This is a genomic window from Granulicella sp. L46 (assembly GCF_009765785.1).
Classification (GTDB): domain Bacteria; phylum Acidobacteriota; class Terriglobia; order Terriglobales; family Acidobacteriaceae; genus Granulicella.
In genome coordinates this window covers 1,103,566-1,124,888 of the sequence record NZ_LMUT01000012.1, presented here as the reverse complement: position 1 = coordinate 1,124,888, position 21,323 = coordinate 1,103,566, and the positions used below count along the sequence as shown (strand labels likewise).

The 21,323-nt window shown below is 59.5% G+C and carries 25 protein-coding genes; 17 read left to right on the top strand and 8 right to left on the bottom strand.

Annotated elements, in window-relative coordinates:
• Nucleotides 1-6 precede the first annotated feature (6 nt).
• Nucleotides 7-1,329 carry a nicotinate phosphoribosyltransferase gene (gene pncB / locus GSQ80_RS14210; protein WP_158788237.1) on the bottom strand — a complete coding sequence of 441 codons (1,323 nt, stop codon included), beginning with the start codon at nt 1,327-1,329 and terminating at the stop codon, nt 7-9.
• 261 nt (nt 1,330-1,590) lie between these two features.
• Here pncB and GSQ80_RS14205 point away from each other — a divergent pair, with 261 nt between their 5' ends.
• The 7 genes from GSQ80_RS14205 (at nt 1,591) to GSQ80_RS14175 (ending at nt 4,807) form a co-directional block, all read left to right on the top strand.
• Nucleotides 1,591-2,046: a hypothetical protein gene (locus tag GSQ80_RS14205; protein WP_158788236.1), complete on the top strand. Its 456-nt coding sequence runs from the start codon at nt 1,591-1,593 to the stop codon at nt 2,044-2,046.
• Nucleotides 2,043-2,465, top strand: a complete 423-nt coding sequence (locus GSQ80_RS14200; RefSeq protein WP_158788235.1) for a hypothetical protein — start codon at nt 2,043-2,045, stop codon at nt 2,463-2,465. The genes GSQ80_RS14205 and GSQ80_RS14200 overlap by 4 nt, the downstream gene beginning before the upstream one ends.
• Nucleotides 2,458-2,652, top strand: coding sequence for a helix-turn-helix transcriptional regulator (locus GSQ80_RS14195; RefSeq protein ID WP_158788234.1), 195 nt, complete (start codon nt 2,458-2,460; stop codon nt 2,650-2,652). Before GSQ80_RS14200 ends, GSQ80_RS14195 begins: the two co-directional genes overlap by 8 nt.
• Nucleotides 2,653-2,844: 192 nt before the next feature.
• Entirely contained in the window at nt 2,845-3,033 is a 189-nt protein-coding gene (locus tag GSQ80_RS14190; protein ID WP_158788233.1) for a hypothetical protein, read from the top strand.
• A gap of 75 nt (nt 3,034-3,108) precedes the next feature.
• Nucleotides 3,109-3,321 carry a hypothetical protein gene (locus tag GSQ80_RS14185; RefSeq protein WP_158788232.1) on the top strand — a complete coding sequence of 71 codons (213 nt, stop codon included), beginning with the start codon at nt 3,109-3,111 and terminating at the stop codon, nt 3,319-3,321.
• A gap of 12 nt (nt 3,322-3,333) precedes the next feature.
• The gene (locus tag GSQ80_RS14180; protein WP_254059646.1) at nt 3,334-4,275 is read left to right on the top strand and encodes an alpha/beta fold hydrolase; all 942 of its coding nucleotides are present in this window, start codon (nt 3,334-3,336) and stop codon (nt 4,273-4,275) included.
• Nucleotides 4,276-4,348: 73 nt separating this feature from the next.
• Nucleotides 4,349-4,807: a hypothetical protein gene (locus GSQ80_RS14175; RefSeq protein WP_158788231.1), complete on the top strand. Its 459-nt coding sequence runs from the start codon at nt 4,349-4,351 to the stop codon at nt 4,805-4,807.
• A gap of 26 nt (nt 4,808-4,833) precedes the next feature.
• On the opposite strand, the gene GSQ80_RS14170 is transcribed toward GSQ80_RS14175, so the two are convergent.
• Entirely contained in the window at nt 4,834-5,193 is a 360-nt protein-coding gene (locus tag GSQ80_RS14170; protein ID WP_158788230.1) for a hypothetical protein, read from the bottom strand.
• 289 nt (nt 5,194-5,482) lie between these two features.
• Here GSQ80_RS14170 and GSQ80_RS14165 point away from each other — a divergent pair, with 289 nt between their 5' ends.
• The 5 genes from GSQ80_RS14165 (at nt 5,483) to GSQ80_RS14145 (ending at nt 11,259) form a co-directional block, all read left to right on the top strand.
• Complete coding sequence (locus GSQ80_RS14165) at nt 5,483-6,544, top strand: deoxyhypusine synthase (protein ID WP_158788229.1); 1,062 nt, start codon at nt 5,483-5,485, stop codon at nt 6,542-6,544.
• A 90-nt stretch (nt 6,545-6,634) separates the two neighbouring features.
• Nucleotides 6,635-7,078 carry a hypothetical protein gene (locus GSQ80_RS14160; RefSeq protein WP_158788228.1) on the top strand — a complete coding sequence of 148 codons (444 nt, stop codon included), beginning with the start codon at nt 6,635-6,637 and terminating at the stop codon, nt 7,076-7,078.
• Between the two features lie 159 nt (nt 7,079-7,237).
• Nucleotides 7,238-8,521: a magnesium transporter MgtE N-terminal domain-containing protein gene (locus GSQ80_RS14155; RefSeq protein WP_158788227.1), complete on the top strand. Its 1,284-nt coding sequence runs from the start codon at nt 7,238-7,240 to the stop codon at nt 8,519-8,521.
• A 137-nt stretch (nt 8,522-8,658) separates the two neighbouring features.
• Nucleotides 8,659-9,690 carry a glycosyltransferase gene (locus GSQ80_RS14150; RefSeq protein ID WP_174241340.1) on the top strand — a complete coding sequence of 344 codons (1,032 nt, stop codon included), beginning with the start codon at nt 8,659-8,661 and terminating at the stop codon, nt 9,688-9,690.
• A gap of 342 nt (nt 9,691-10,032) precedes the next feature.
• Nucleotides 10,033-11,259, top strand: coding sequence for an Nramp family divalent metal transporter (locus GSQ80_RS14145; RefSeq protein WP_158788722.1), 1,227 nt, complete (start codon nt 10,033-10,035; stop codon nt 11,257-11,259).
• Nucleotides 11,260-11,389: 130 nt separating this feature from the next.
• On the opposite strand, the gene GSQ80_RS14140 is transcribed toward GSQ80_RS14145, so the two are convergent.
• The 3 genes from GSQ80_RS14140 to GSQ80_RS14130 all read right to left on the bottom strand — a co-directional run bounded on the left by GSQ80_RS14140 (nt 11,390) and on the right by GSQ80_RS14130 (nt 13,364).
• The gene (locus GSQ80_RS14140; protein ID WP_158788226.1) at nt 11,390-11,851 is read right to left on the bottom strand and encodes a (deoxy)nucleoside triphosphate pyrophosphohydrolase; all 462 of its coding nucleotides are present in this window, start codon (nt 11,849-11,851) and stop codon (nt 11,390-11,392) included.
• Nucleotides 11,852-12,063: 212 nt separating this feature from the next.
• Nucleotides 12,064-12,789, bottom strand: a complete 726-nt coding sequence (locus GSQ80_RS14135) for an HAD family phosphatase (RefSeq protein ID WP_254059644.1) — start codon at nt 12,787-12,789, stop codon at nt 12,064-12,066.
• An 83-nt stretch (nt 12,790-12,872) separates the two neighbouring features.
• Nucleotides 12,873-13,364: a hypothetical protein gene (locus tag GSQ80_RS14130; protein WP_158788224.1), complete on the bottom strand. Its 492-nt coding sequence runs from the start codon at nt 13,362-13,364 to the stop codon at nt 12,873-12,875.
• 50 nt (nt 13,365-13,414) lie between these two features.
• On the opposite strand from GSQ80_RS14130, the gene GSQ80_RS14125 reads away from it, so the two are divergent.
• Complete coding sequence (locus tag GSQ80_RS14125; RefSeq protein WP_158788223.1) at nt 13,415-14,710, top strand: lactate racemase domain-containing protein; 1,296 nt, start codon at nt 13,415-13,417, stop codon at nt 14,708-14,710.
• A 66-nt stretch (nt 14,711-14,776) separates the two neighbouring features.
• On the opposite strand, the gene GSQ80_RS14120 is transcribed toward GSQ80_RS14125, so the two are convergent.
• From GSQ80_RS14120 to GSQ80_RS14110, 3 genes are all read right to left on the bottom strand, one after another.
• Nucleotides 14,777-15,316 carry a hypothetical protein gene (locus GSQ80_RS14120; RefSeq protein ID WP_158788222.1) on the bottom strand — a complete coding sequence of 180 codons (540 nt, stop codon included), beginning with the start codon at nt 15,314-15,316 and terminating at the stop codon, nt 14,777-14,779.
• Between the two features lie 344 nt (nt 15,317-15,660).
• Nucleotides 15,661-17,286: a DHA2 family efflux MFS transporter permease subunit gene (locus GSQ80_RS14115; RefSeq protein WP_158788221.1), complete on the bottom strand. Its 1,626-nt coding sequence runs from the start codon at nt 17,284-17,286 to the stop codon at nt 15,661-15,663.
• Between the two features lie 120 nt (nt 17,287-17,406).
• The gene (locus GSQ80_RS14110) at nt 17,407-18,717 is read right to left on the bottom strand and encodes an acyltransferase (RefSeq protein WP_158788220.1); all 1,311 of its coding nucleotides are present in this window, start codon (nt 18,715-18,717) and stop codon (nt 17,407-17,409) included.
• Between the two features lie 70 nt (nt 18,718-18,787).
• Between GSQ80_RS14110 and GSQ80_RS14105 the strand changes: the two genes are divergently transcribed.
• The 4 genes from GSQ80_RS14105 to GSQ80_RS14090 all read left to right on the top strand — a co-directional run.
• Nucleotides 18,788-20,062, top strand: a complete 1,275-nt coding sequence (locus tag GSQ80_RS14105) for a hypothetical protein (protein WP_158788219.1) — start codon at nt 18,788-18,790, stop codon at nt 20,060-20,062.
• A 90-nt stretch (nt 20,063-20,152) separates the two neighbouring features.
• The gene (locus GSQ80_RS14100; RefSeq protein WP_158788218.1) at nt 20,153-20,458 is read left to right on the top strand and encodes a helix-turn-helix transcriptional regulator; all 306 of its coding nucleotides are present in this window, start codon (nt 20,153-20,155) and stop codon (nt 20,456-20,458) included.
• Between the two features lie 14 nt (nt 20,459-20,472).
• Nucleotides 20,473-20,976, top strand: a complete 504-nt coding sequence (locus tag GSQ80_RS14095) for an SRPBCC family protein (RefSeq protein WP_158788217.1) — start codon at nt 20,473-20,475, stop codon at nt 20,974-20,976.
• The coding region (locus tag GSQ80_RS14090) for a hypothetical protein (protein WP_158788216.1) at nt 20,976-21,323 on the top strand (348 nt) is incomplete at its 3' end. The genes GSQ80_RS14095 and GSQ80_RS14090, both read left to right, overlap by 1 nt.

Here is a 21,323-nt window from a genome sequence, read left to right as displayed (position 1 = left end):
GTAGGGCTAGACGAGGACGGGGATTTCGGTTTGGACTGGTGTGTTGAAGACTCGGCGGTAGCGGGCGATCAGGTCGGCGGGACCCGTGGATTTGCTGGGGTTATCGCTTAGTTTGACGGTTGGGATGCCGTCGGCGCTGGTTAGTTTGCAGACTAGCGAGATTGGTTCGAAAGTGTCTTCGTTGCGGGGGTGGCAGCCTCGGAAGTCGTTGGTTAATAAGGTGCCCCAGCCGGCGGAGAAGCGGATGCGGTTGTCGAAATAGGCGTGCAGCTGGGCGATGGTGGAGGCGTCTAGGCCATCGGAGGCTATTAGGCGCTTGGTTTTCGGGTCTTCGTTGTGGGATTCGAGCCAGGTGATGTACTCGTCGCCAGCCACAAAGGGGTCTTTGGAATCAATACGTTCACCGGTCCACTTGGCGGTCCAAGAGGGAGCGTGGGCGAGGAATTGGCTGGTGCCGAAGGTGTCGGGGAGCATGATGAGGAGCTCGTTGTTGTAGGACTGGCGCCAGAGTTCGAGGACGCGATATTGGCTGTTGCGGAGGTCGTCGTCGGTGCCTTGGGAGGCCAGGGCGGCCATGGCCATGGGGAGTTCGTGGGCGTTGGTGCCGATGGCTTCGAGGTCGTGTTTGTAGGCTAGGGCGGTGTTGGAGGTTCCGGTGAAACGCTCGGATTTGTTGGTGTTTAAGGCGGTTGCGAGGGCCTGGACGCAGTATTCCTGCCAGAGAAAACTGTGGCGGCGGCGGGTGCCAAAGTCTGATAAACGAAGACCTTGGATGGGGCGAAGGAGTTCGATCTTGTCCCAGAGGCGGGTCTTGGCGCGGGCGTAGAGGACGTCTAGTTCCAGCTCGTTTAGGGTGGCTAGGGCCGCGCGGGTTTTCATCTCGCTGACGATGGCCAGGGAGTAGACCTCCCACATGGTTACCTCTGTCCAAAGGCCTGAAAAGCGGATACTTAGCTGGCCGTCGTGTTCGGTGATCTCGTAGTCGGAGAGGCGGAAATCGCGGTCGAGCCAGGCCAGGAAGTCGGGGTGGAAGATCTGCTTAACCCCGTAGAATGTGTTGCCTGCGAGCCATACTAGCTCGGATCGACGGAGCCGGAGGGTGCGGACGTGCTCCATCTGGTCGCGGAGGGCGGCGGCGGAAATGCGATCGGCGAGGCGAATGTGGGCGGTTCTGTTGTGGATTTCGCTGGTTACCTGGGTTTTTGGGAAGTTTTTCCAGATGAACTGCAGCATGAGGAGCTTGTAGAAGTCGGTGTCGAGGAGCGAGCGCACGATGGGATCCAGCTTCCAGTTGTGGTTGTGCGCGCGTTCGGCGAAGTTGACGTTCATGGTGAGTAATAGCCTATCAATTCGTGCGGATTTAGGTGGGTTTCGAGACCCAAATCGTGTGTTTTAGCTTGGTTTCGGGGCGCAATTCAGGGGGTGAGGGGAACCTTTTTGACAAGCTTACTTTACATTTTTCGGATTAATGTAAAGGACACTTGACACGCCGAGGTGGCATATGTAAAGTTTGCTTGACATGCATGTCAAGTCTACTTGACATGATCTGGTTTGACCTCGGGTGCTGGCGGCTCGAAGGAGGAGGTTGAGATGGCGTGGAACTGGAAGAAGCTGGGTGCGGCGAAGAAGAGCTTGATTCGGCGCGGAGCTGTGGTGCTGGTGGCATATGAGGTGGTGTTCGTGGCGGCCATGTTCTGGGTGGACCGGACGAAGCCGGCGGGGCCGATGCTGTTTGTGCTCGCGTTGCTGACGACGCTTCCGGTGTTGGCGTTCATTGCGACGCTGGCGCGCTACCTGGGCGAAGAGGTGGACGAGTTCCATCGGCAGCTGGTGGTGCGGTGCTTGTTGTGGGGGACGGCGGCGGTGATGGCGACGGTATGCTTCCACGGGTTCCTGCAGTTGTTTGGATGGAGAGGGAGCTGGCCGGCGGCGGTTGAACTGGGCGTGTTCCTGACGGCGATGCTGGTGGCGAAGCTGACGTACCGGGTACAGAACAGGGTGCCGGCGGATGCGGACGCGATGTTGGGAAGCGGAGGAGTGCGATGAGTGTGTGTGGAGCGACTACGCCTGCGAGCACGCGTTATCAGCGGCGGGTGTTGGTGACGATGCCGTTGTACCTGGCGGTGACGCTGGGGGCGGTAACGATTGTGAAGCATGCGCATCCGCATGGCTGGCTGCTCTATGCGATTGCGTTGGTGCCGGCGCTGCCGCTGCTGGCGATGATGGGGGCGTTGGGTATGTATCTGCAGGAGGAGAAGGACGAATACATCCGACTGATCACGATGCGGTCGCTGCTGGCAGGAACGGCGGCGGTGTTGGCGGTGCTGGTGGTGAATGATGTTCTGCGATCGATCAGTGGGGCGGCGGCGCTTCCGGCGTTCACCGGTTGGGTGTTGTTCTTCGTGGTGTATGGCGTGGCACAGGCGGCGCAAACGATGAGTAACCGGGTGAGGGACGATGCGTAATCGGATACGGGAGCTGAGGGTGGAGAGAGGTTGGTCGCAGGCGGACCTGGCGGAGAAGCTGGAGGTGTCGCGGCAGAGCGTGAATGCGATTGAGACGGGGAAGTTTGATCCGTCGCTGCCGCTGGCGTTCAAGCTGTCGCGGCTGTTTGGAAGAAAGATCGACAGCATGTTTCAGGATGGGGAGTAGGGCAGAGTGTAGAGCGTAGAGAGTAGAGAGTAGAGCGTAGAGAGTAGAGCGTAAAGCGTAGAGAGTAGAGCGTAAAGCGTAGAGCGTAGAGCGTAGAGAATGCGTAATTCGTGGTGAGTCGAACGTACTTGTAGAGCGACTCTTCGGTCTTTCTAACGCAACATCAACAACCCGTACGTGAGAGGAAATGAAATGAAGATGAACGTTAGACCGAAGACGCTTGTTCAGAATGTTCTTTACTACTCGATTCTTGCGCTGCTGGCGATGCCCTGGGGGAGTCACTCGCGGCTGGTTGGCCTTGGTTTGGCGGTGCGGGTTGCGTTGATCTTGATGGTGTCCGCGGGGTTCGTGTTGAGTGGGCGCGGGAGCTGCCGGGCTTGATGCGGGATGACAAGTGTCATGCGGGATTGCTGATGCATGGCACTTGGGATGGATGGTTGCGCGAGGGAGGATGAGATGGACGAGACGTTGGTTGTGACGAAGCCGAGATTTGGCGGGGCATATCGGAAGATGAGCGTTGAGGTTCGGTTGCTGTATGTTGCGTGTCTTTGTTTCATCGTCGCGCAGTATGTGGTGAATGATCATCCGTGGAATAGCGGGTTTCGGATTGTGGCGTTGGTTGCGATGATCTCGGCGCAGTTGATTGGTGTTCGGTCGCGGAAGGTTTAAGAGGAGACGGTGATGGAACGAGTGATGAAGGTTATGCAGTGGTTGGCCACGGTGGTGCTGGTGTTGGCGGGTGTGATGTTGCTGGTGAAGCCGTTGACGGCGCATGCGCAGGAGGTGGCGGCGAAGGCTGGTTCCCAAGCTGCGGGGCCGACTCGGTTTACGGTGGTCGATGCAGGGACGGTGGGGAAGCCGGATGTGGTGTTGATTCCGGGGCTGTCGAGTTCGCGGGCGGTGTGGGATGCGGAGGTGAAGCTGCTGACGCCGAATTATCGGCTGCACCTGGTGCAGGTGGATGGGTTTGCTGGCGCGCCGGCTGGGGTGAATGCTACCGGATTGATCTTGCCGGGGATTGTGGAAGAGCTGCATGGGTATATTGCGGCGACGGGGATTCATCCTGTGGTGGTGGGGCACTCGCTGGGCGGGCTGCTGGCGTTGATGCTGGCGGATAAGTATCCGGGGGATGTGCGGAAGATGGTGATTGTGGATACGCTGCCGTTTTATGCTGTGCTGTTCAATCCAGCGGCGACCGTGGAGGCGACGAAGCCTTTTGCCGACCAGATGCGGCAGCAGATGCTGGCGATTCCAGCGGACCAGTATGCGGGGATGCAGACGATGATTGCGGCGCAGATGGTGAAGGATCCCGAGGGGCAGAAGCTGGTGGCGGCGAGCTCGGGGGCAAGCGATCGTGCGGTGGTGGTGGAGGCGATGGTGGAGGATTTGCTGACAGATCTGCGCGGGGATGTGGCGAAGATTCAGGCGCCGACGCTGGTGCTGTATGAGTATGACTCGACGATGCAGCAGCAGCCGGATCCGGCGGCGTATGAGGCGGCGATGAAGGCAGGGTACGGGCCGATGCCGCATGTGACGCTGGTGCGGGTGGATGGGTCAAGGCACTTCATTATGTATGACCAGCCGGCGAAGTTTGATGCGGCGTTGGAGGGGTTTTTGAAGTAGGGCGATGTAGGATGGACATGACGTCGGGTCAGGCGCTTTGCAGCAAACTCTCTCTTTGCGAAAGGATGCCGTCATGTCTACCTTTACAACGATTCATGTGATTATCAGCCTGATTGGAATTGCGGCCGGGCTGGTGGTGGTGTACGGATTTCTTGCCGGGCTGCGGCTTCCGTCGTGGAACTGGACCTTCCTGATATTTACGATTTTGACCAGCGTGACGGGATTCTTCTTTCCGTTCCATGGGATTACGCCGGGGATTGTGGTGGGGGTGATTTCGCTGGTGGTGCTGGCGGTGGCGGTGCTGGCGTGGCAGAAGGGTTGGTCGAAGACGTATATCGTTACGGCGACGATTGCGGAGTTTTTTAATGTGCTGGTGCTGATTGTGCAGTCGTTCGAGAAGATTGCGCCGCTGCATGAGCTGGCGCCGAAGGGGACTGAGCCGATTACAAACGTGGCGAAGGTGTTGGCGCTGATTTTGTTTGTGGTGCTGGCTTGGGTGGCGATTCGGCGAGGGCGGTTTGTGCTGAGGTAGGGGGCGCGACGGCAGGGTTTGCTGGTTTAGCGAGGGACTACGCGCAGGTGCGACATGCTGCGGATGATGGCAGGCTGGACCGCGCCCTGGCGGTAAGGCTGCGTGGGGCAGACGACGAAGTCGCCGTAGAGGGCGTTGTTGCTGCCGGCGGCCGGTGAATCGTCGCCTGCCTTGAGTAGATGCATGATCTTGTCCCACGACGTTTCGGTGTTGGCCTGGGAGTTGTCGGGCTCGAATTCGTGGTGGGTGCCGATGTGCCAGAGGCGGAGCTGGCCGTCGGCTGAGTAGTAGATCGCTCGGCCGTGAATGGTTTGGCAGGGTTCGGCGGCGTGGGCGGAGGCGGTTGTGAGGATGAGGAGAGTTGCGAGAGCTTGTGGGATTCGCATCGGGGCGCCTGCGGGGTTGGATTGTGGAGAGAATAGCAGCTTGCGCGGCAAAGTTTCCGGTGAGAAGGGAGCGAACCGTTGAGGCATGCTAAGGATAGCGGGGTCCTTCGGCTACGCTCAGGATGACAGAGTTTGGGCGGGACGGAGGTTGGGAATGCGGGGGTCTCTCCGCTACGGCGCGCGGCGCCTTCGGTCGAGATGACGGAGATTCCTGGCGGGAAGGCGGGGAATGGAAATTAACAGGATCGGCGCGTAGGGATTGGGTGGAACGCGATATTCTAGAAGAGATATGACAACCAAAAAAGAATTACTCAACGACCAGATTCAGCACATCGACATTAAGCAGCACAACGTGGTGGCACTCGTGGATGCCATGAGCTCGATGGCTTACAGCTCGCGCGATTTGGCGCGGGCGGCGAAGATTTACGAGATGATGCTGCGCGATACGGAGTGCGGCGTGATTCTGTGCCTGGCGGGGTCGATGATTTCGGCGGGGATGCAGAAGGTGATTGTGGACCTGGTGCGGAACAATATGGTGGACGCGATTGTGTCGACGGGCGCGAATATTGTGGACCAGGATTTCTTTGAGGCGCTGGGCTACCGGCACTATATCGCTGGCGATGAGTATAAGTATGGCGCGGGCGATGCCACGCTGCGTGAGTTGGCGATCGATCGGATTTATGACACGTTCATCGATGAGGACGAGCTGCGGATTTGCGATGACGTGATGAAGCAGATTACGGATTCGCTGGAGCCGCGGGCTTATTCTTCGCGGGAGTTTATCCAGGCAATGGGCAAGTATTTGGTCGACCACAAGCGGACGCCGAAGGATGGCGAGCATGATTCGATTGTGCTGGCTTGTTACGAGTTGGATGTGCCGATTTTCTGTCCGGCGTTCTCGGATTGTTCGGCTGGGTTTGGGTTGGTGGCGCATCAGCATGAGCGGCGCGGGAAGGCTGTCGTGTCGATTGATTCGGCTAAGGATTTCTATGAGCTGACGCAGTTGAAGATGGCGAATCCTACGACTGGGCTGCTGATGATTGGCGGCGGCGTTCCGAAGAACTTTGCGCAGGATATTGTGGTGGCGGCGGATGTGTTGGGTGCGGACGCTACGATGCACAAGTACGCGATTCAGATTACGGTTGCGGATGCGCGGGATGGTGCGCTGAGCGGGTCGACGCTGAAGGAGGCGTCTAGCTGGGGCAAGGTGGATCTGACGTATGAGCAGATGGTGTTTGCCGAGGCTACGATTGCGGTGCCGCTGATTGCCGGGTATGCGTACCATAAGGATGCGTATAAGGCGCGGACGGGGAAGAAGTTCGCGCAGGTGCTCGAGCCGGTCACCGCGTAGGAGCAGGGGATAGGGGATAGAGTGTAGAGGATAGAGAGAACGGCGGGGCTTCGAGGCTTCGCCGTTTTGCTTTTGTGGGATAATTCGCGGATGACGGAGAGGGTGTTCAGGAAGCGATTTGTGCAGTTGTGGGGTGGCTTCACGGCAGTGGCCTTCGCCGTTTCGCGAGTTCTGTTCATGTCCGGGATGGGTCTCGAATGGCAGAAGCTGATTTACGGAACGATTTGGCTGGGAACAGTGGTTGCGGCACTCGTTTTGTATCGGAGGGGGTCTGTTACGGATCACGCCGAAAGAGAACAGATACTTGCGAAGGCGGAACTCGAGAATAGGGGTAGGTTTGGTTTTTTCAATTCGATGCTAGCGCTGGGTATGCTGGCAGTGGGTTTGGGATGGGGGATATGGGACGCAAGAGGTGAGTCTTTGGCGGTTGCGTCAGGTCTCTTCGGGGTATCTCCTTTCAACCTGGGGTTCATGGCAGTTCCGTTTTTGAGAATCAGGAATGCGCACCTGCGGCGGATGCAGGAAACCGGATAGAAGCAGATTCCCAAAGGGAATGACAGAAAGAGAAGCAACGGCAACTGCGCATGCGGGGGTTTTTGGTGAGTGGCCGATTGCGATTCCGGCGGGTGGAGCGCGGGGAACAAATAGCGGCAACGACTTGTTGGCATCCAATGGGTTAGTTTAGGGGTAGTGATGACGGAGTTGCAGATCATTCCGACTACGGTGGCGACTAGCGCTTCTGCGCTGTTGCAGAGGAATGTGCTGGGGCCGGACGGGGCTTCGCTGGGGCGGGTGAAGGATTTGGCGGTGGACGTGTCGACTGACCAGGCGCATGTGGCGGCGCTGGTGTTGCGGAATGGGGTGGGGAAGAAGTCGAAGATGACGCTGCTGCCGGTGGTGAATGTGGTGCTGCCGGTGTCGAATGAGGCGGAGCTTCGGGCGAAGGCGAAGCCTACTGCTTATAAGCGGCAACATGATTATCTGCTGCTGGATTATGACTTGCTGGATCAGCAGATTATTGATGTCGATGGGCGCAAGGTCGTGCGCGTGAACGACGTCAATCTGGCGTGGGAGTCGAGTGGTGCGGATGGCGAGACGGCGGAACTGCGGATTGTTGAGGTCGAGGTAGGGAATCGCGGGGCGATGCGGCGGCTGTTCAAGGGGCTGCCAGTGGGGATGGTGGATGAGTTTACGGGGCGGTTGAAGCCGCGGGTGATTCCGTGGGACTTCGTGGATTTGATTGAGCGCGATCCGGCGCGGCGGGTTCGGCTGAAGATTGGGCAGGAGCGGCTGTCGAAGCTGCATCCGTCGGATATTGCGGACATTCTTGAGGACCTCGCGCCGGGTGAGCGCGAGGCGGTGTTTTCGAGCTTGCCGGAAGAGACGGCAGCGGAGACGCTGGAGGAAGTCGATCCGAAGATGCAGAAGGCGCTGCTGCAGGGACTGGATTCGGAGCGGGCGGCGGACATTCTGGAAGAGATGGATCCGGGCGCGGCGGCCGATGCGCTTTCCGAGCTGAGCGACGAGGAGTCCGAGGCGATTCTGGAGGAGATGGAGCCGGAGGAGCGGCACGAGGTGGAGGAGCTGCTGGAGTTCTCGGCTGACTCGGCTGCGGGAAGAATGACGACCGACTACGTGAGCGCGCCCAAGGATGCGACGGTGGCGGATGCGATTGAGGCGTTGCGGGAGTTTGAGGGAGATCCGGATACGATTACGGAGATTTATCTGCTGGACGCGGAGGAGAGGCTGGCGGGGGTAGTGATGCTGCCGCGGCTGGTGCTGTCGACTCCTGAGACGACGCTGTCGGTGTTGAGCGAGGGGCACAACGTGCGGTGTGGGCTGGATGCGAGCGATAAGGAAGTGGCGGAGTTGTTCGATAAGTACAATCTTCGGTCACTGCCGGTGGTGGATCATCATGGACGGGTGGCTGGGGCGATCCATGCGGAGCAGGTGATTGCGCAGCTGCGGGAAGGCTAAGGAGTTGTCAGTTCTCAGTTATCAGTTCTCAGTTGGACAGCGGTGGTCAACGCGGATGAGTCGACGCGGCGGGCGGTAGTAACTTCGAACTAATAACTGAGAACTAACAACTAACAACTGAGAACGGAGTTTCTGCGGTGAAGATTTTGTATGTGGGGCAGCTGTCGCCTAATGATTCGGCGCTGTATCGGATGTGGGCGCTGGAGCGATTGGGGCATACGGTAGTTGCGATCGATTGTTTGGCGTATCAGCCACAGGGGGAGTTGCTGCGGAAGGTGGTGTATCGGGCGCAGGTGGGGCCTTGGGTGGCTCGGCTGAATCGGGATATTTTGGCGGCGGCGAAGCGGGAGAAGCCCGATGTTTTCTGGGCGGATAAGCTGCTGGGGCTTACGCCGCGGACGCTCGATCAGTTGAGGGCGATGGGGGTGAAGACTGTCAGCTACATGATCGATAATGCGTTTGGGCCGCGGAGGGATCCTGGGTGGCGGCTGTATATGAAGGACATTCCGCACTTTGATTTGCACGTGGTGCAGCGGGATAAAAATATTGCCGACTATATGGAGCGCGGGGCTCGGGATGTGATCAAGATTCAGACGGCGTATGAGCCGACGATTCACTTTCCGGTGGAGGGAGCGTGGGGTGATAAGGATCGGGATCGGGGAGTGAGTTTTATTGGGACTTCGTATGACGACCGGCCGGCGTTTCTGACGCGGCTGTGGAGAGAGCGCGGGTTTCCGGTGGTGATTTCGGGCGACCGGATGTGGAATGTACGGCTGGATGCGGAGGCTGCGAAGGCTCTTTATACGGGGACGGAGTTGTATGGGAAGGATTATCGCGAGGCGGTTTGGCGGTCAAAGATTAATTTGAGTTTTATTACGCACTCGAATCAGGATGAGTTTGTGCATAAGAGCTTTGAGATTGCGGCTTGTGGTGGATTTCTGTTGGCGGAGCGGTCGGCGGGGCATGAGGCTCGGTTTGTCGAGGGGGAAGAGGCAGTGTTTTTTACGGGCTTTGACGAATGCGCGGAGAAGATTCGGAGGTATCTGCCGGATGAGGTGGCGCGGGATCGGATTGCGCAGGCGGGATGGGCGCGGGCGGTGCGGGATGGGTACTCGAATGATGCGCAGGTGGGGAAGATTGTGGCGCGGCTGGAGGCGGTGAGGTTGTAGGTGGAGGCAGATTCCCGGAGGGAATGACGGAAGGAAAGGCAAGGGCAAGAACGGGAGAAAGCAGGTTCGCTCGCTGTGCTCGGAATGACAATTTCTTTTAGAAATTGTCGAAGAAAGGCAAGGGCAAAGGCAAAGGCTTGGACGCAACGTTCGCGAAGTTAGCTAAGTTTCGCAAAGGGAGGACGTGGGCGGGTTAGTCTAGAGGAGGCCCAATGGCCATCCAACCGAGAGCAGGGAGTTTGGGATGCGGACACAGACGATGACCGGTGATGGGCGGCGTGTGACTTCGGGTGTGGCGGTGCTGGCTTGAATTTCTGGAAGCGGTACAAGGTCAGCATCATCATGTTCTTTGCGGTGCTGGGGCCGGGGTTTATTACGGCCAACGTGGACAATGATGCGGGCGGGATTCTTACGTACTCGCAGGCGGGTGCGCAGTACGGGTATCACCTGCTGTGGACGATGCTGCCGATTACGCTGGCGCTGATTGTGGTGCAGGAGATGTGCGCGCGCATGGGCGTGGTGACGGGCAAGGGCTTGAGCGATTTGATTCGCGAAGAGTTTGGGCTGCGGATGACGTTCTTCCTGATGGTGCTGCTGGTGGTGGTGAACTTTGGGAATGTGATTGCGGAGTTCTCGGGGATTGCGGGGTCGGTGCAGTTGTTTGGGGTGAGTAAGTACATTAGCGTGCCGATCTGCGCGCTGGCGGTGTGGGCGCTGGTGGTGAAGGGAAACTATAAGAGCGTCGAAAAAATCTTTTTGGTGGCGAGCTTGTTTTACATCTGCTACATCGTGGCGGGTGTGCTGGCGCAGCCGAACTGGCATACGGCGCTGGTGGAGACCGTGAAGATTCCGGGGCGCGCGGTTTGGAGCGATCACAACTATGTGTACATGGTGATTGGCGTGATTGGGACGACGATTACGCCGTGGATGCAGTTCTATTTGCAGTCGTCGATTGTGGAGAAGGGGATATCGATTAAGCAGTACAAGGCGTCGCGGCTGGATGTGATTGTGGGTTCATTTTTCACGGATATTGTGGCGTGGTTCATTATTGTGGCGTGCGCTGCTACGCTGTGGACGCATGGGATGCGGGATATCAAGGTGCCGTCGGATGCGGCGCAGGCGATGCGGCCGCTGGCTGGGGACTTTGCGTACATTTTGTTTGCGGCAGGGCTGTTCAATGCGTCGTTCTTTGCGGCGAGTGTGCTGCCGATTTCAACGGCGTATAGCGTTTGCGAGGGGCTGGGATTTGAGAGTGGGGTGGATAAGAAGTTCAGCCAGGCGCCGTTCTTCTATTGGCTATATACCTTGCTGATTGTGGCGGGCGCGGCGGTCGTGCTGATCCCGAACTTTCCGCTGGTGACGATGACGATTCTGTCGCAGGTGTTGAATGGAGTGCTGCTGCCGTTCGTGCTGTATTTCATGCTGAAGCTGGTGAATAACAAGGCGCTGATGGGGCGGCATACGAACTCGACCTGGTTCAACGTCGTGGCTTGGGCGACGACCGTGATTGTGATTGGGTTGACAGTGGTGATGTTGTGGCAGCAGCTGCACGCGGTGGGGAAGAGTTAGTTGTCAGTTGTCAGGTGGGGAGTGGTGGTGGAGAAGCAGATTCCTCCGCTGCGCTGCGGAATGACAGCCAGAAAAGCAACGGCAACGGCAACAGCAACTGAGAACTGAGAACTAACAACTGACAACTGCGTTACAGGAGTTTGCCGTCGGCTAGGTCGCGGATTAGGGTTAGGTCGGCGGAGAGGAAGTCGTAGTCGGGGAGGCGGGAGAAGGGGGTCCAGAGCATCTGCTGGAAGATGCGGTTGACTGGTTCGCCCTGGAAGTTTCGGACTAGAAAGAATTCGATTTCGATGGCGCCGCCGTTGCGGTAGGTGTGGCGGATGGTGGTGATGAGGTCACCGATGGTGGCGTGGATGTCGAGCTCTTCGTTGAGCTCGCGGGTGAGGGCTTCGACGGAGGTTTCACCGGGCTCGATCTTGCCGCCGGGGAACTCCCACTTGAGGCCCATGGGCTGGCCGGCGCGGCGCTGGCAGATGAAGATTTCGCGGGTGGGGCCTTCGCCGCGGAGGATTAGCGCAGCTACGACGCGGCGCAGAGGCCTGGAGCCTGGGGAGGGTCGGGGTTCGTCGAGCTTGCGGATGGAGTCTTTCACGTTTCTCTACAACAGTGTAGACGTGAGTGGGGGGCAATGGTTTACGCCGAGCGAGGGACGAGGTTTCGTGCGGTTAATTCTGGAGGATGATATTGCCGGGGATAAGACGGCATACGCAGGGGCTAAAGCCCGCATAGTTTGTGAGCCCATGAAACCCAAGGCTGAAGCCTTGGGGTACCTAGAAGCCAAAACTCCGATTTGTCAGACATTGACTAGGGGGTGACGGAGGCTGGGTAGTAGACGGGCCAGTTTTCTTTGGCGGCGCGGGTGAGGAGGTCGGTGGAGGGGTTTACGGGGAAGGCGCCGTTGGTGCGGGCGATGGAGAGCATGGCGGCGTCGTGGATGGAGTTGCCGAAGACGGCGTCGGGTGCGGTGACGTCAATGCGGCGGAGGGCTTCTACTTTGTCTTCGTCGGTGGGGACGTGGAGGAGCTTGTCGGTGATGATGCCGTCGGTGACTTCGACACGGGCGGCGAGGACGTGGTCGGCGGGGATGTTGAAGCGGCGGACGCCTTCTTCGATGACCCAGTTGTTGGTGGAGCTGACGGCCCAGATGTCGCAGCCGTTTTGTTGTAGCTCGGCGATGAGGGTGGAGAGCTCGGGGAAGATGTTGGGCTCGATGTAGTCGCGGAAGAACTGGGCGGCAGCGGTGCGGAGCCTGTCGACGGTGAGGCCGTGGTAGACGGTGACCATGTCGCCGCAGATGTCATATTCGGAGACGGTGGAGTTTTTGTAACCGGCGTAGCGCTCCTTGATCCAGGCGATCTGGTCGAGGGAGATGAGCTTGGTGTCCATGGACCAGTGCATGAAGGCGGAGCCGGCGTCGCCGGACCAGAGGGTGCCGTCGCAGTCGAATACGGCGATCTTTGGGGAGAGGGCGAGGACGCGGGCGTGGAAGTCGGGGGTGGTGAGGCGGAGGGCGGTGCTGCTTTCGGACAAGGGGGTACCTCTGGGTGCGCTGGCTTCAGGTGTTATTTTATGCGAGCCGCGGTGGTGGAGGTGTCGGCGGAGAAGAGAGGAGGTTAGTGCCGGCCCCAGTGTTCGGAGCGGATGGGGGAGAGGTTTGCCCATTTGGACTCGCGGGCGGGGCCGGGCTTGCGAGCTAGTTTAGCGCGCAGGAAGTTGAGGGCTATCACCAAAACGTAGAGGGCCCAACCGGCGGGGCTGAATTGGTGAAAGACGATGGACAGGAGGATGAATCCAATGATGAGGGCGAAGGAGACGATGTTTGCGATGGATGATCGGGACATTTTGCGGAGAGCGTCTACTTCAGCTTCTGGCCAGCGCTCATTGGCGATGCCGGACTCGAGACTGTTAGCGGAACGGAAGGCGATGAAGCCGCCTGCGAGGAGCAGGACTAGCTGGAGGGCCAACAGGGCGGTGAAATGGGGCGGACGGTGGTGTGGGAGTGTCGAGGAATTGAAGGTCGCGAAGAAGGAGACAGCGGCAATGAGGCCGCCGACGATGCTGAGGGCGGCGAGCTGGGCGGCGGAGAGATGGGAGTCTCGCCTCATGCTGGGATTATAGGAGCGTGACGCAGGGGCGAGCATAAAATAAGGGGTCTATGAGCTTATTTTTTGCGGCGGGTTCGAAGGATACGGAGATGTCGGGGGCGGAGGTGCGGGAGGGTTTGCGCGCTGCGCTAGGGAAACTGGGTGAGCGCAAAAGGGTTGTGGTGGTGCCGCCGGATTTTACTCGGTTTCATTCGAAGGCTGGGGAGCTTACGGAGATGGCCTGGGAGTTTTATGGCGATGCGTTGGTGGATGTGTTGCCGGCGCTGGGGACGCATACTCCGATGAGCGATGGGCAGATTGCGACGATGTTTGGGGAGACGCCACGCGAGCTGTTTCGGGTGCATGACTGGCGGCGGGATATTGTGACGCTGGGTGAGGTGCCGGGGGAGTTTGTGCGCGAGGTGAGCGAGGGGAAGGTGGAGTACTCGTGGCCGGCGCAGGTGAATAAGCTGCTGCGGGATGGTGGGCACGATTTGATTTTGTCCATTGGGCAGGTGGTGCCGCATGAGGTGGTGGGGATGGCGAACGGTTCTAAGAATCTATTTATTGGGACCGGTGGGGTGATGGGGATTCATCGCTCGCATTTTCTGGGAGCGGTGTATGGGATGGAACGCATGATGGGGCGTGCGGATACTCCCGTGCGGAGAGTTTTGAATTATGCGAGTGAGCATTTTGGGAAGATGCTGCCGCAGATTGTTTATGTGCAGACGGTGGTGAATAAGAATGCCGCGGGTGAGTTGGTCATGCGGGGTCTTTTTATTGGGGATGATAACGAGTGTTTTGAGCTCGCGGCGGCGCTTAGTTTGGAATGCAATTTTTTGATGATGGATCGTGAGATCAAGAAGGCGGTGGTGTTTCTTGATCCGGATGAGTTTCATTCGACGTGGCTGGGGAATAAGAGCGTGTATCGGACTCGGATGGCACTGGCGGATGGAGCGGAGTTGATTGTGCTGGCGCCGGGGGTGAGGGAGTTTGGTGAGGATAAGACGATCGATATGCTGATTCGGCGGTATGGGTATTGTGGGACGCCTGCGACGCTCGAAGCGGTGAAGCATGATCCGGAGTTGGCGGCGAATCTTAGTGCGGCTGCGCATTTGATTCATGGGTCGAGCGAGGGGCGGTTTACGATTCGGTATTGCCCGGGGCATTTGACGCGCGAGGAGATTGAGGGCGTGCACTTTGCTTATGGGGACCTGGGGGAGTATTCGGCGAAGTATGATCCTGCGGTATTGAAGGATGGGTGGAACGTGGTGGACGGGGAAGAGATTTTTTATGTGTCGAACCCGGGGTTGGGGTTGTGGGCGTATCGTGGCCGGTTTGGTCCTGCGCGGACGGCGGGAGTTTAAGGACGGTGACGTCTGCTGACGATGTCTCAGAGGCTAGATATCGGCAGCAGACGTCGTTGGTCGCGGTTACTTCTTGAGGGTTGAGATAGCTTGTTGTGTGCGCTGGATTAAGAAGAGGCCTTCGTCTTCGTCTGCGAGATCGAAGAGGGCGATGCCTGGGGAATCCCTGAGGAAGAGGGCGTGGTAGCGGAGGTAGTACGTGTGGCCGGCTTGGGCGTCGAGGTGGAGGAGGAGGGTGTGGCCTTCGTCGTCCATGCTGACGGCGTGGCCTTGGTAGGCGGCGCAGAGGTGGTGGGCGCCGGGATCGACGATGAAGTTGATGTGGGTATTTGCGTTCGTGGCTCCGATCCAGTTGCCGTCGAGGCCAAGGTTGACCTTCGTCGTGGCGAACAAACCTTCGTTGTCCATGGTCTCTATGACGTAGACGAGCGCTTTACCGGGCGGAGGCTGGTTGGGGATCGTGGAGACAGTCTGATTCTTTACAGTGAAGTTGGCGTTGGTGGAACCGCAGGCGGCTAGAGGATTGGATGCGGGTTGCTGGGCATTGGCGGTGAGGGTGAGGATGAGGCAGACGGCGAGGCAGCATGCGGGACGAGCGACGTTCATGGAGTTCCCTTCGCGCGTGCGGTTCGATCAGCACGGCATACGTTTGTGTATACCCGGCTTGGGGGAGAAGGACGTGGGAGTGCGGATCGAATTTTGGGAGAGAGGATGCCAGGGGCTAAAGACCGGACCTATCTTGTCTTGGAGGCGAGAGCAACGGCAAGGGCAACGGCAAGGGCAGAAGCAGAAGCAGATTCCCAGAGGGAATGACAGAAAGAACGACAAAGACAAAGACAAAGGCCAATACAGGGGTCCTTCGCTTCGCTCGAGGATGACGGATCCGTGGGGAAGTAAGAACCGAGGATGACGGATTTTTGGGGAGATAAGAATCGACGCTGCGATTTGGGTTAGTGGACGCCGGCGGGGGGCTTGCCGGCTTTTACTTTCTTGAAGAACCAGACGAAGATGATGCAGGCTACGCTGAGCAGGGAGAGCCAGCGGAAGACGTCGATGAAGGCCCAGTAGGCGGATTGCATGCCGAGTTGTTGATAGAGGCTGGCTTTGGCGGCGTAGAGAGCGTTGGCTTTGCCGACGTGGTTGGTGAGGGCGTGCTGGGTTCCGGCGAGGGCGTTTTGATAGCCGATACCGGACTGGGGTATGAAGTTGGTGAGCTCGTTCTGGTGGACGTCGGTGCGGCGGGTAAGGAGGGTGGTCGCAATGGAGATGCCGATGCTGCCGCCTACGTTGCGGAGGAGGTTGAAGACGCCGCTGGCGTTGCCCATTTGTTCGTTCGAGAGCGTGCCGTACGCAGCCGTCGAGATGGGGACGAAGACGAAGCTTAGGCCGAAGCCGGTGATCAGGATCGGGAGGAAGAGCGTTGTCGGCGAGATGCCGAGGGTGATGGAACCGAAGTAGAGCGTGGTGAGACCGAAGATGCCGAAGCCGAAGGTGAGGAGATAGCGGGGGTCGACCTTGTTGGAGAGGTAGCCGATGACGGGCATGCCGCAGATGGCGCCTAGACCGCGGGGCGCGACGACCAGGCCGGCGGTGAAGGCGGTGTAGCCGAGGAGCTCCTGATAGAAGAGTGGGAGGACGACGACGGTGGAGTAGATGGCGATGCCGAAGAGGAAGATGAGGGTCGAGCCGACGAGGAAGTTGCGGTCCTTGAGGACGCGGAGGTTGACCAGCGGCTGCTTGCCCCAGAAGGATTGGTAGATGAAGATGGCGAGCGCGACGATCATGGCGACGAAGGCCCAGCGGAGCCAGGTTGCGGCGAACCAGTCGACTTCCTGACCCTTGTCGAGGATGATCTGGAGGCAGCCTACCCAGACGATGAGGGAGCCGAAGCCTATGTTGTCGAAGCGGGAGACTTTGGCGTTCTTGATGTAGCTGGGATCGTGGATGTACTTGTTGATCATGTACAGGGCCATGACGCCGATGGGGATGTTGATGTAGAAGGCGTAGCGCCAGGAGTAGGTGTCCGTTAACCAGCCGCCGAGGGTGGGGCCTAGGACGGGGGCGACGACTACGCCGAGAGCGAAGACGGCCATCGCGGCGCCGCGCTTGGCGGGGGGAAAGCTTTCTAGAAGGACGGCCTGGGAGATGGGTTGGAGGGCGCCGCCGCCGGCACCTTGAATCACTCGGAAGAGAAGAAGGAGGCCGAGCGAGGGAGCGGCACCGCAGGCGAAGCTGGCCACGGTGAAGATGGCAACGCAGATCATGAGGAAGCGCTTGCGGCCGAAGCGGAGAGAGAACCAGTTGGAGGCTGGAAGGATGATGGCGTTCGAGACTAGGTAGCTGGTGAGGACCCAGGTGGCTTCGTCGTTGGTGGCGGAGAGGGAGCCTGCGATGTAGGGGAGGGCTACGGAGGCGATGGAGGTGTCGAGTACCTCCATGAAGGTGGCGAGCATGACGGCCGCGGCGATCCACCAGGGGTTCACGCCATGGGTGAGTTCATGGGTGGTGTCGGGCGCCTGGGTTGGGGCGGCCTGGGGGGCGGCGTCGGTGGGCGCGGGTGCTGCAGCAGCGGCCATGCTCTGCGATCTCGACTCTCTGGTGGGAGTTGGTTGAGGCGCGTGTGGAACGGAGATTGTGGATCTCGGACTGCTAACAAGGGTTGGATGTTCGGTCTTAGGAAGGGATGCCTATAAGTTTCAGGCTCCTTTGGGAACGGAATGGGAGGTTCGGCGGCGGGAGCGCGGGGTTTCGTTGATGGGTTCGCCCCAGGGGAGAGAGGTGTTGACGGGGAAGAAGCGTTTGAGCGAGAGGATGGGCATCTCGAAGAGGTAGAAGGAGAGCCAGGAGATGATGCAGGTGAGGACAAAGGCTACGGCGGCGCGGACGATGTGGTAGTAGTCACCGGTGTTGGTGTGAGCGATATTGGCGCCGAGGCGGTCGTAGAGAGGTTCGAGGAGGATGTGGAAGACGTAGAAGCCGTAGCTGATGCGGCCGAGCAGGCCGAGTGGGGTCGAGGAAAAGATTCTGCGGGGGAGGCCGGTGCGGAGAACCAGAGGGATGCTGGCGGCGGCGGCGATGCTGAGGCAGGGGAGTCCGATCCAGAACTGGACCGGATAGGTGATGTAGAGCGTTCCGCAGACGATGCCGACCCATAGATAAATACCGAGGCCAATGAAGAAGGTGGGCTGGGCGTACTTGCGGATGACGCGGTGGGTTCCGGGCTTGCGGCCGGTGGGGCTGGTGCGGTTGCCCATGGCGAGAGAGAGGGCGCAGCCGAGGGCGATGGCGCCACCCTGGGTGAGCAGGAAGTAGTCGTACAAATGGTGGATGCGGGCGCCATTGAAGGCGGCGAGGGTGTAGATGCAGTAGAGGAAAAGCTCGCAGATGCCAAAGTACCAGAGGCTGAGGCGAAGGGCGTGGCGGCGGCTGTGGGCGAAGAACAGGATGATCGGCCAGATGAGATAGAACTGCTCTTCGACGGCGAGGGTCCAGAAGTGGTAGAGCGGCAGGGGGGAGGGGGTCTGGAGGGCGTAGCTGGAGAGGTGAGGAAAGTTCTGAAGGAAGAAGACGAAGACCAGCAGCGGGCGAAGCTGGGCCAGGTGGGCTCCGGTGAGGATGGCGGCGATGGCGACGGCGAGCAGGGCCAGTGTGTAGAGGGGAAGGATGCGGAGAGCGCGGCGAACGTAAAAGTTATACAGGCGGGGGATGGTTTGGTTGCCCTCCCACAGGGAGCCGGTGATGAGGAAGCCGGAGAGGGCGAAGAAGAGGACGACGCCGCACCAGCTGAACTGGGTGAAGTAGCCGGCGAGGCGCTGGGCGGGTTTGGTGGACTGGAGGCCTCCGCCGTAGTGGAAGATGAAGACGAGGAGGATGGCGAGGCCGCGGAGGCCGTCGAGTGCGGCGTCGCGTCGGGTTTTGGGGATGGGGGTGCCGGCGTCGGTCGAAGGTCCGGGGGACGAGGCGGACGAATCGAGCGGTAAATCTCTGAGGGTTGCGTCGGAAGCCATTTGGCTTGAGCGTAGAGAGTTGGGGCCGTCGAGTCAATGATGCGGCGTGATGTGGTAGTTTTTTGGGGGAATGAACGAGATCGAAGCGGTGGGGGCCGAGGTCGATGCGGGGATGGGCGCGGGCGGAGTTGCGCAGGTGGAGACCAGCGAGCGGCCGTGGATATTTGGGCTGCTGATTGCACCGTTTGCGGTGATTGGATTTGGGCTGGTGCAAGGCGCGCTGTCGTTCCTGATGCGGCGGCAGGGTGTGAGTGTTGAGCGGATCGGTGCGGTGGTGTCGCTGCTGATCTTGCCGCAGACGCTGTATTTTTTGTGGAGCCCGGTTACTGATTTTCTGATGCGACGGCGTACGTGGCTGATGGTGGGTGCGACGTGTGCCGGACTGCTGCTGGCGGTGGCGTTTCATGCGAAGAACCTGGGGTCGCCGGGGGCGGTGGCGGTGATGTTCCTTGGTGTTTGCTGCGGGCAACTGGTGGTGTCGAGCTGCGGGGGGATGATGGGCGCGCTGCGGCAGGAGCGATCGCGGCGGGTGGCGAGCAGCTTCTACCAGGGATCGTCGCTGGGGTTGGGCGGCCTGGCGGTTTTTGGGTTGTCGATCCTTGTGACTCACATGGGACAAGGGCTGCTGGGGTGGGTGGTGGCGGCGATGATTATTTTGCCTTCGCTGGCGGCGTTGGCGGCGCCGGCGCAGGGGCTGATCGTCGACAACGGGCTGGGCGAGACGATGCGGCGGGTGTGGGGGGAGTTCAAGGCGACGTTTTTCTGCTGGCGTGCGGTGCCGTATACGCTGACGCTGCTGTTTCCGATTGCTAGCGGGGCGTCGAGTGGATTGTTGCCGGGGGTGGCGCAGGATTATGGCGTGAATGGCCACCAGATGGCGTGGATGAATGGTCTGGCCGGGGCGCTGCTGATGGCGCTGGGTGCGATGGCGGCGACGCTGATCCCGGCGCGGATTCGGGCTTCGGTGGGATATTTGCTGGTGGGCGTGGTGAATGCCGGGACGCTGGGGATCCTTTGGCTGGGGCCGCTGCGTCCGAACACATACTATGTCGGGGTTGCGCTGTATCTGTTTACGATTGGGACGGCCAATGCGATGTTTACTGCGGTCATTCTCGAGTTCCTTGGGAGATCGGGGAAGAGTGGGAGTGGGAGATATTCGATCATCAACTCGATGGGTAATGTACCGGTGGTGTACATGACGGCGCTGGCTGGGTGGGGCGATAAGACTTGGGGAGTGAGGGGGCTGGTGGGGACCGACGCGGTGTTGGGTCTGGTGGCGGCGGTGGTGTTGTTGGCTTGGTTTCTGACCAAGGGGCGGGTGAGGAAGGTCGCTGCTAGCTTTTAGCTGCTCAAAGATATTGGGTAGGAAGAGATTTTTGCTTGACAGAGATACATTCGTGCGTGGTAGCTTACCGTTAGTGGAGGCTTACCATTGATGGATGCGGCGCTGCAGACCGGGTTGGAGGCGCTGGGCGACTCGACGCGGATGGCGATTTTTCAGAAGCTGTCGGCGGGGCCGCTGGCCGTGAACGAGCTGGCGGGGATGTTGCCGGTGAGTCGTCCTGCGGTGTCGCAGCATTTGAAGGTTTTGAAGGATGCGGGGCTGGTGACGGACAGGAAGTCGGGAACGCGGCGGTATTATGCGCTGGATCCGGAGGGTGTGGCGCGGCTGCGGGCGCACTTCGACGCGCTATGGGACAGGTCGTTGCATGCATTTCAAGTTGCGGCTGAAAAACGCTGATAAGGAGACGATCGATGCAGGTTACAAGCGAGGAAGCTGTTGTTCGTAAGAGTGTGCGCGTGGAGGTGCCGATTGAGCGCGCGTTTTCCGTATTCGTGGAACAGATGGAAAGCTGGTGGCCGGCTAGCCACCATATCGGCGCCACGGCGTTTGAGACGATCATTGTGGAGCCGCGGGTGGGTGGGCGCTGGTATGAACGCAATGTGGAAGGCCAGCAGTGCAACTGGGGGACGGTGCTGGCGTGGGATGCTCCGCATCACGTGGCGTTTTCGTGGCATGTGGGGCCGGGACGGGAGAGCCCGGAGTGGGGGTATGACGCGGATCCGGATCGGGCGAGTCGAGTGGATGTGAGGTTTCGGGCCGAGGGTGAAGGGGCGACGCTGGTCGAGTTAGTGCATAGCGGGCTGGAGCGTCACGGCGCAGAGGTCGAGCAGCTGCGCGCGGCGTTTGATGCACCGGATGCGTGGAGTGGGATTCTTACGCTCTATGCGCAAGCCGCGAACGGGAAGGAGGCGTGATGAAGGCTGCGATCTTTGTTCGCATTGCTGCAGGGTTGGTATTGCTGCATGCGGTGCTGCATACCGTTGGCGGAGTGTTTGGCAAGGTGCCGGATGGGCCTGCCGCCGTGGCGGTGGCTGCGATGAAGGCTAATCAGTTTGTGGTGTTCGGGAACACGCGAACGTTTTGGGACTTCTATATGGGGTTCGGATTGGGCGTGACGATCTTCCTCACTATGGAAGCGGTTGTGCTTTGGTTGCTGGCGCCGGTGATGGCGAGTCGTGGGAAGGAACTGAGGCCTGTGCTGGCTACGTTTGCCGTCGGCTACCTGGTGTTCGCGGTGAACTCGTTTCGATACTTTTTTGTG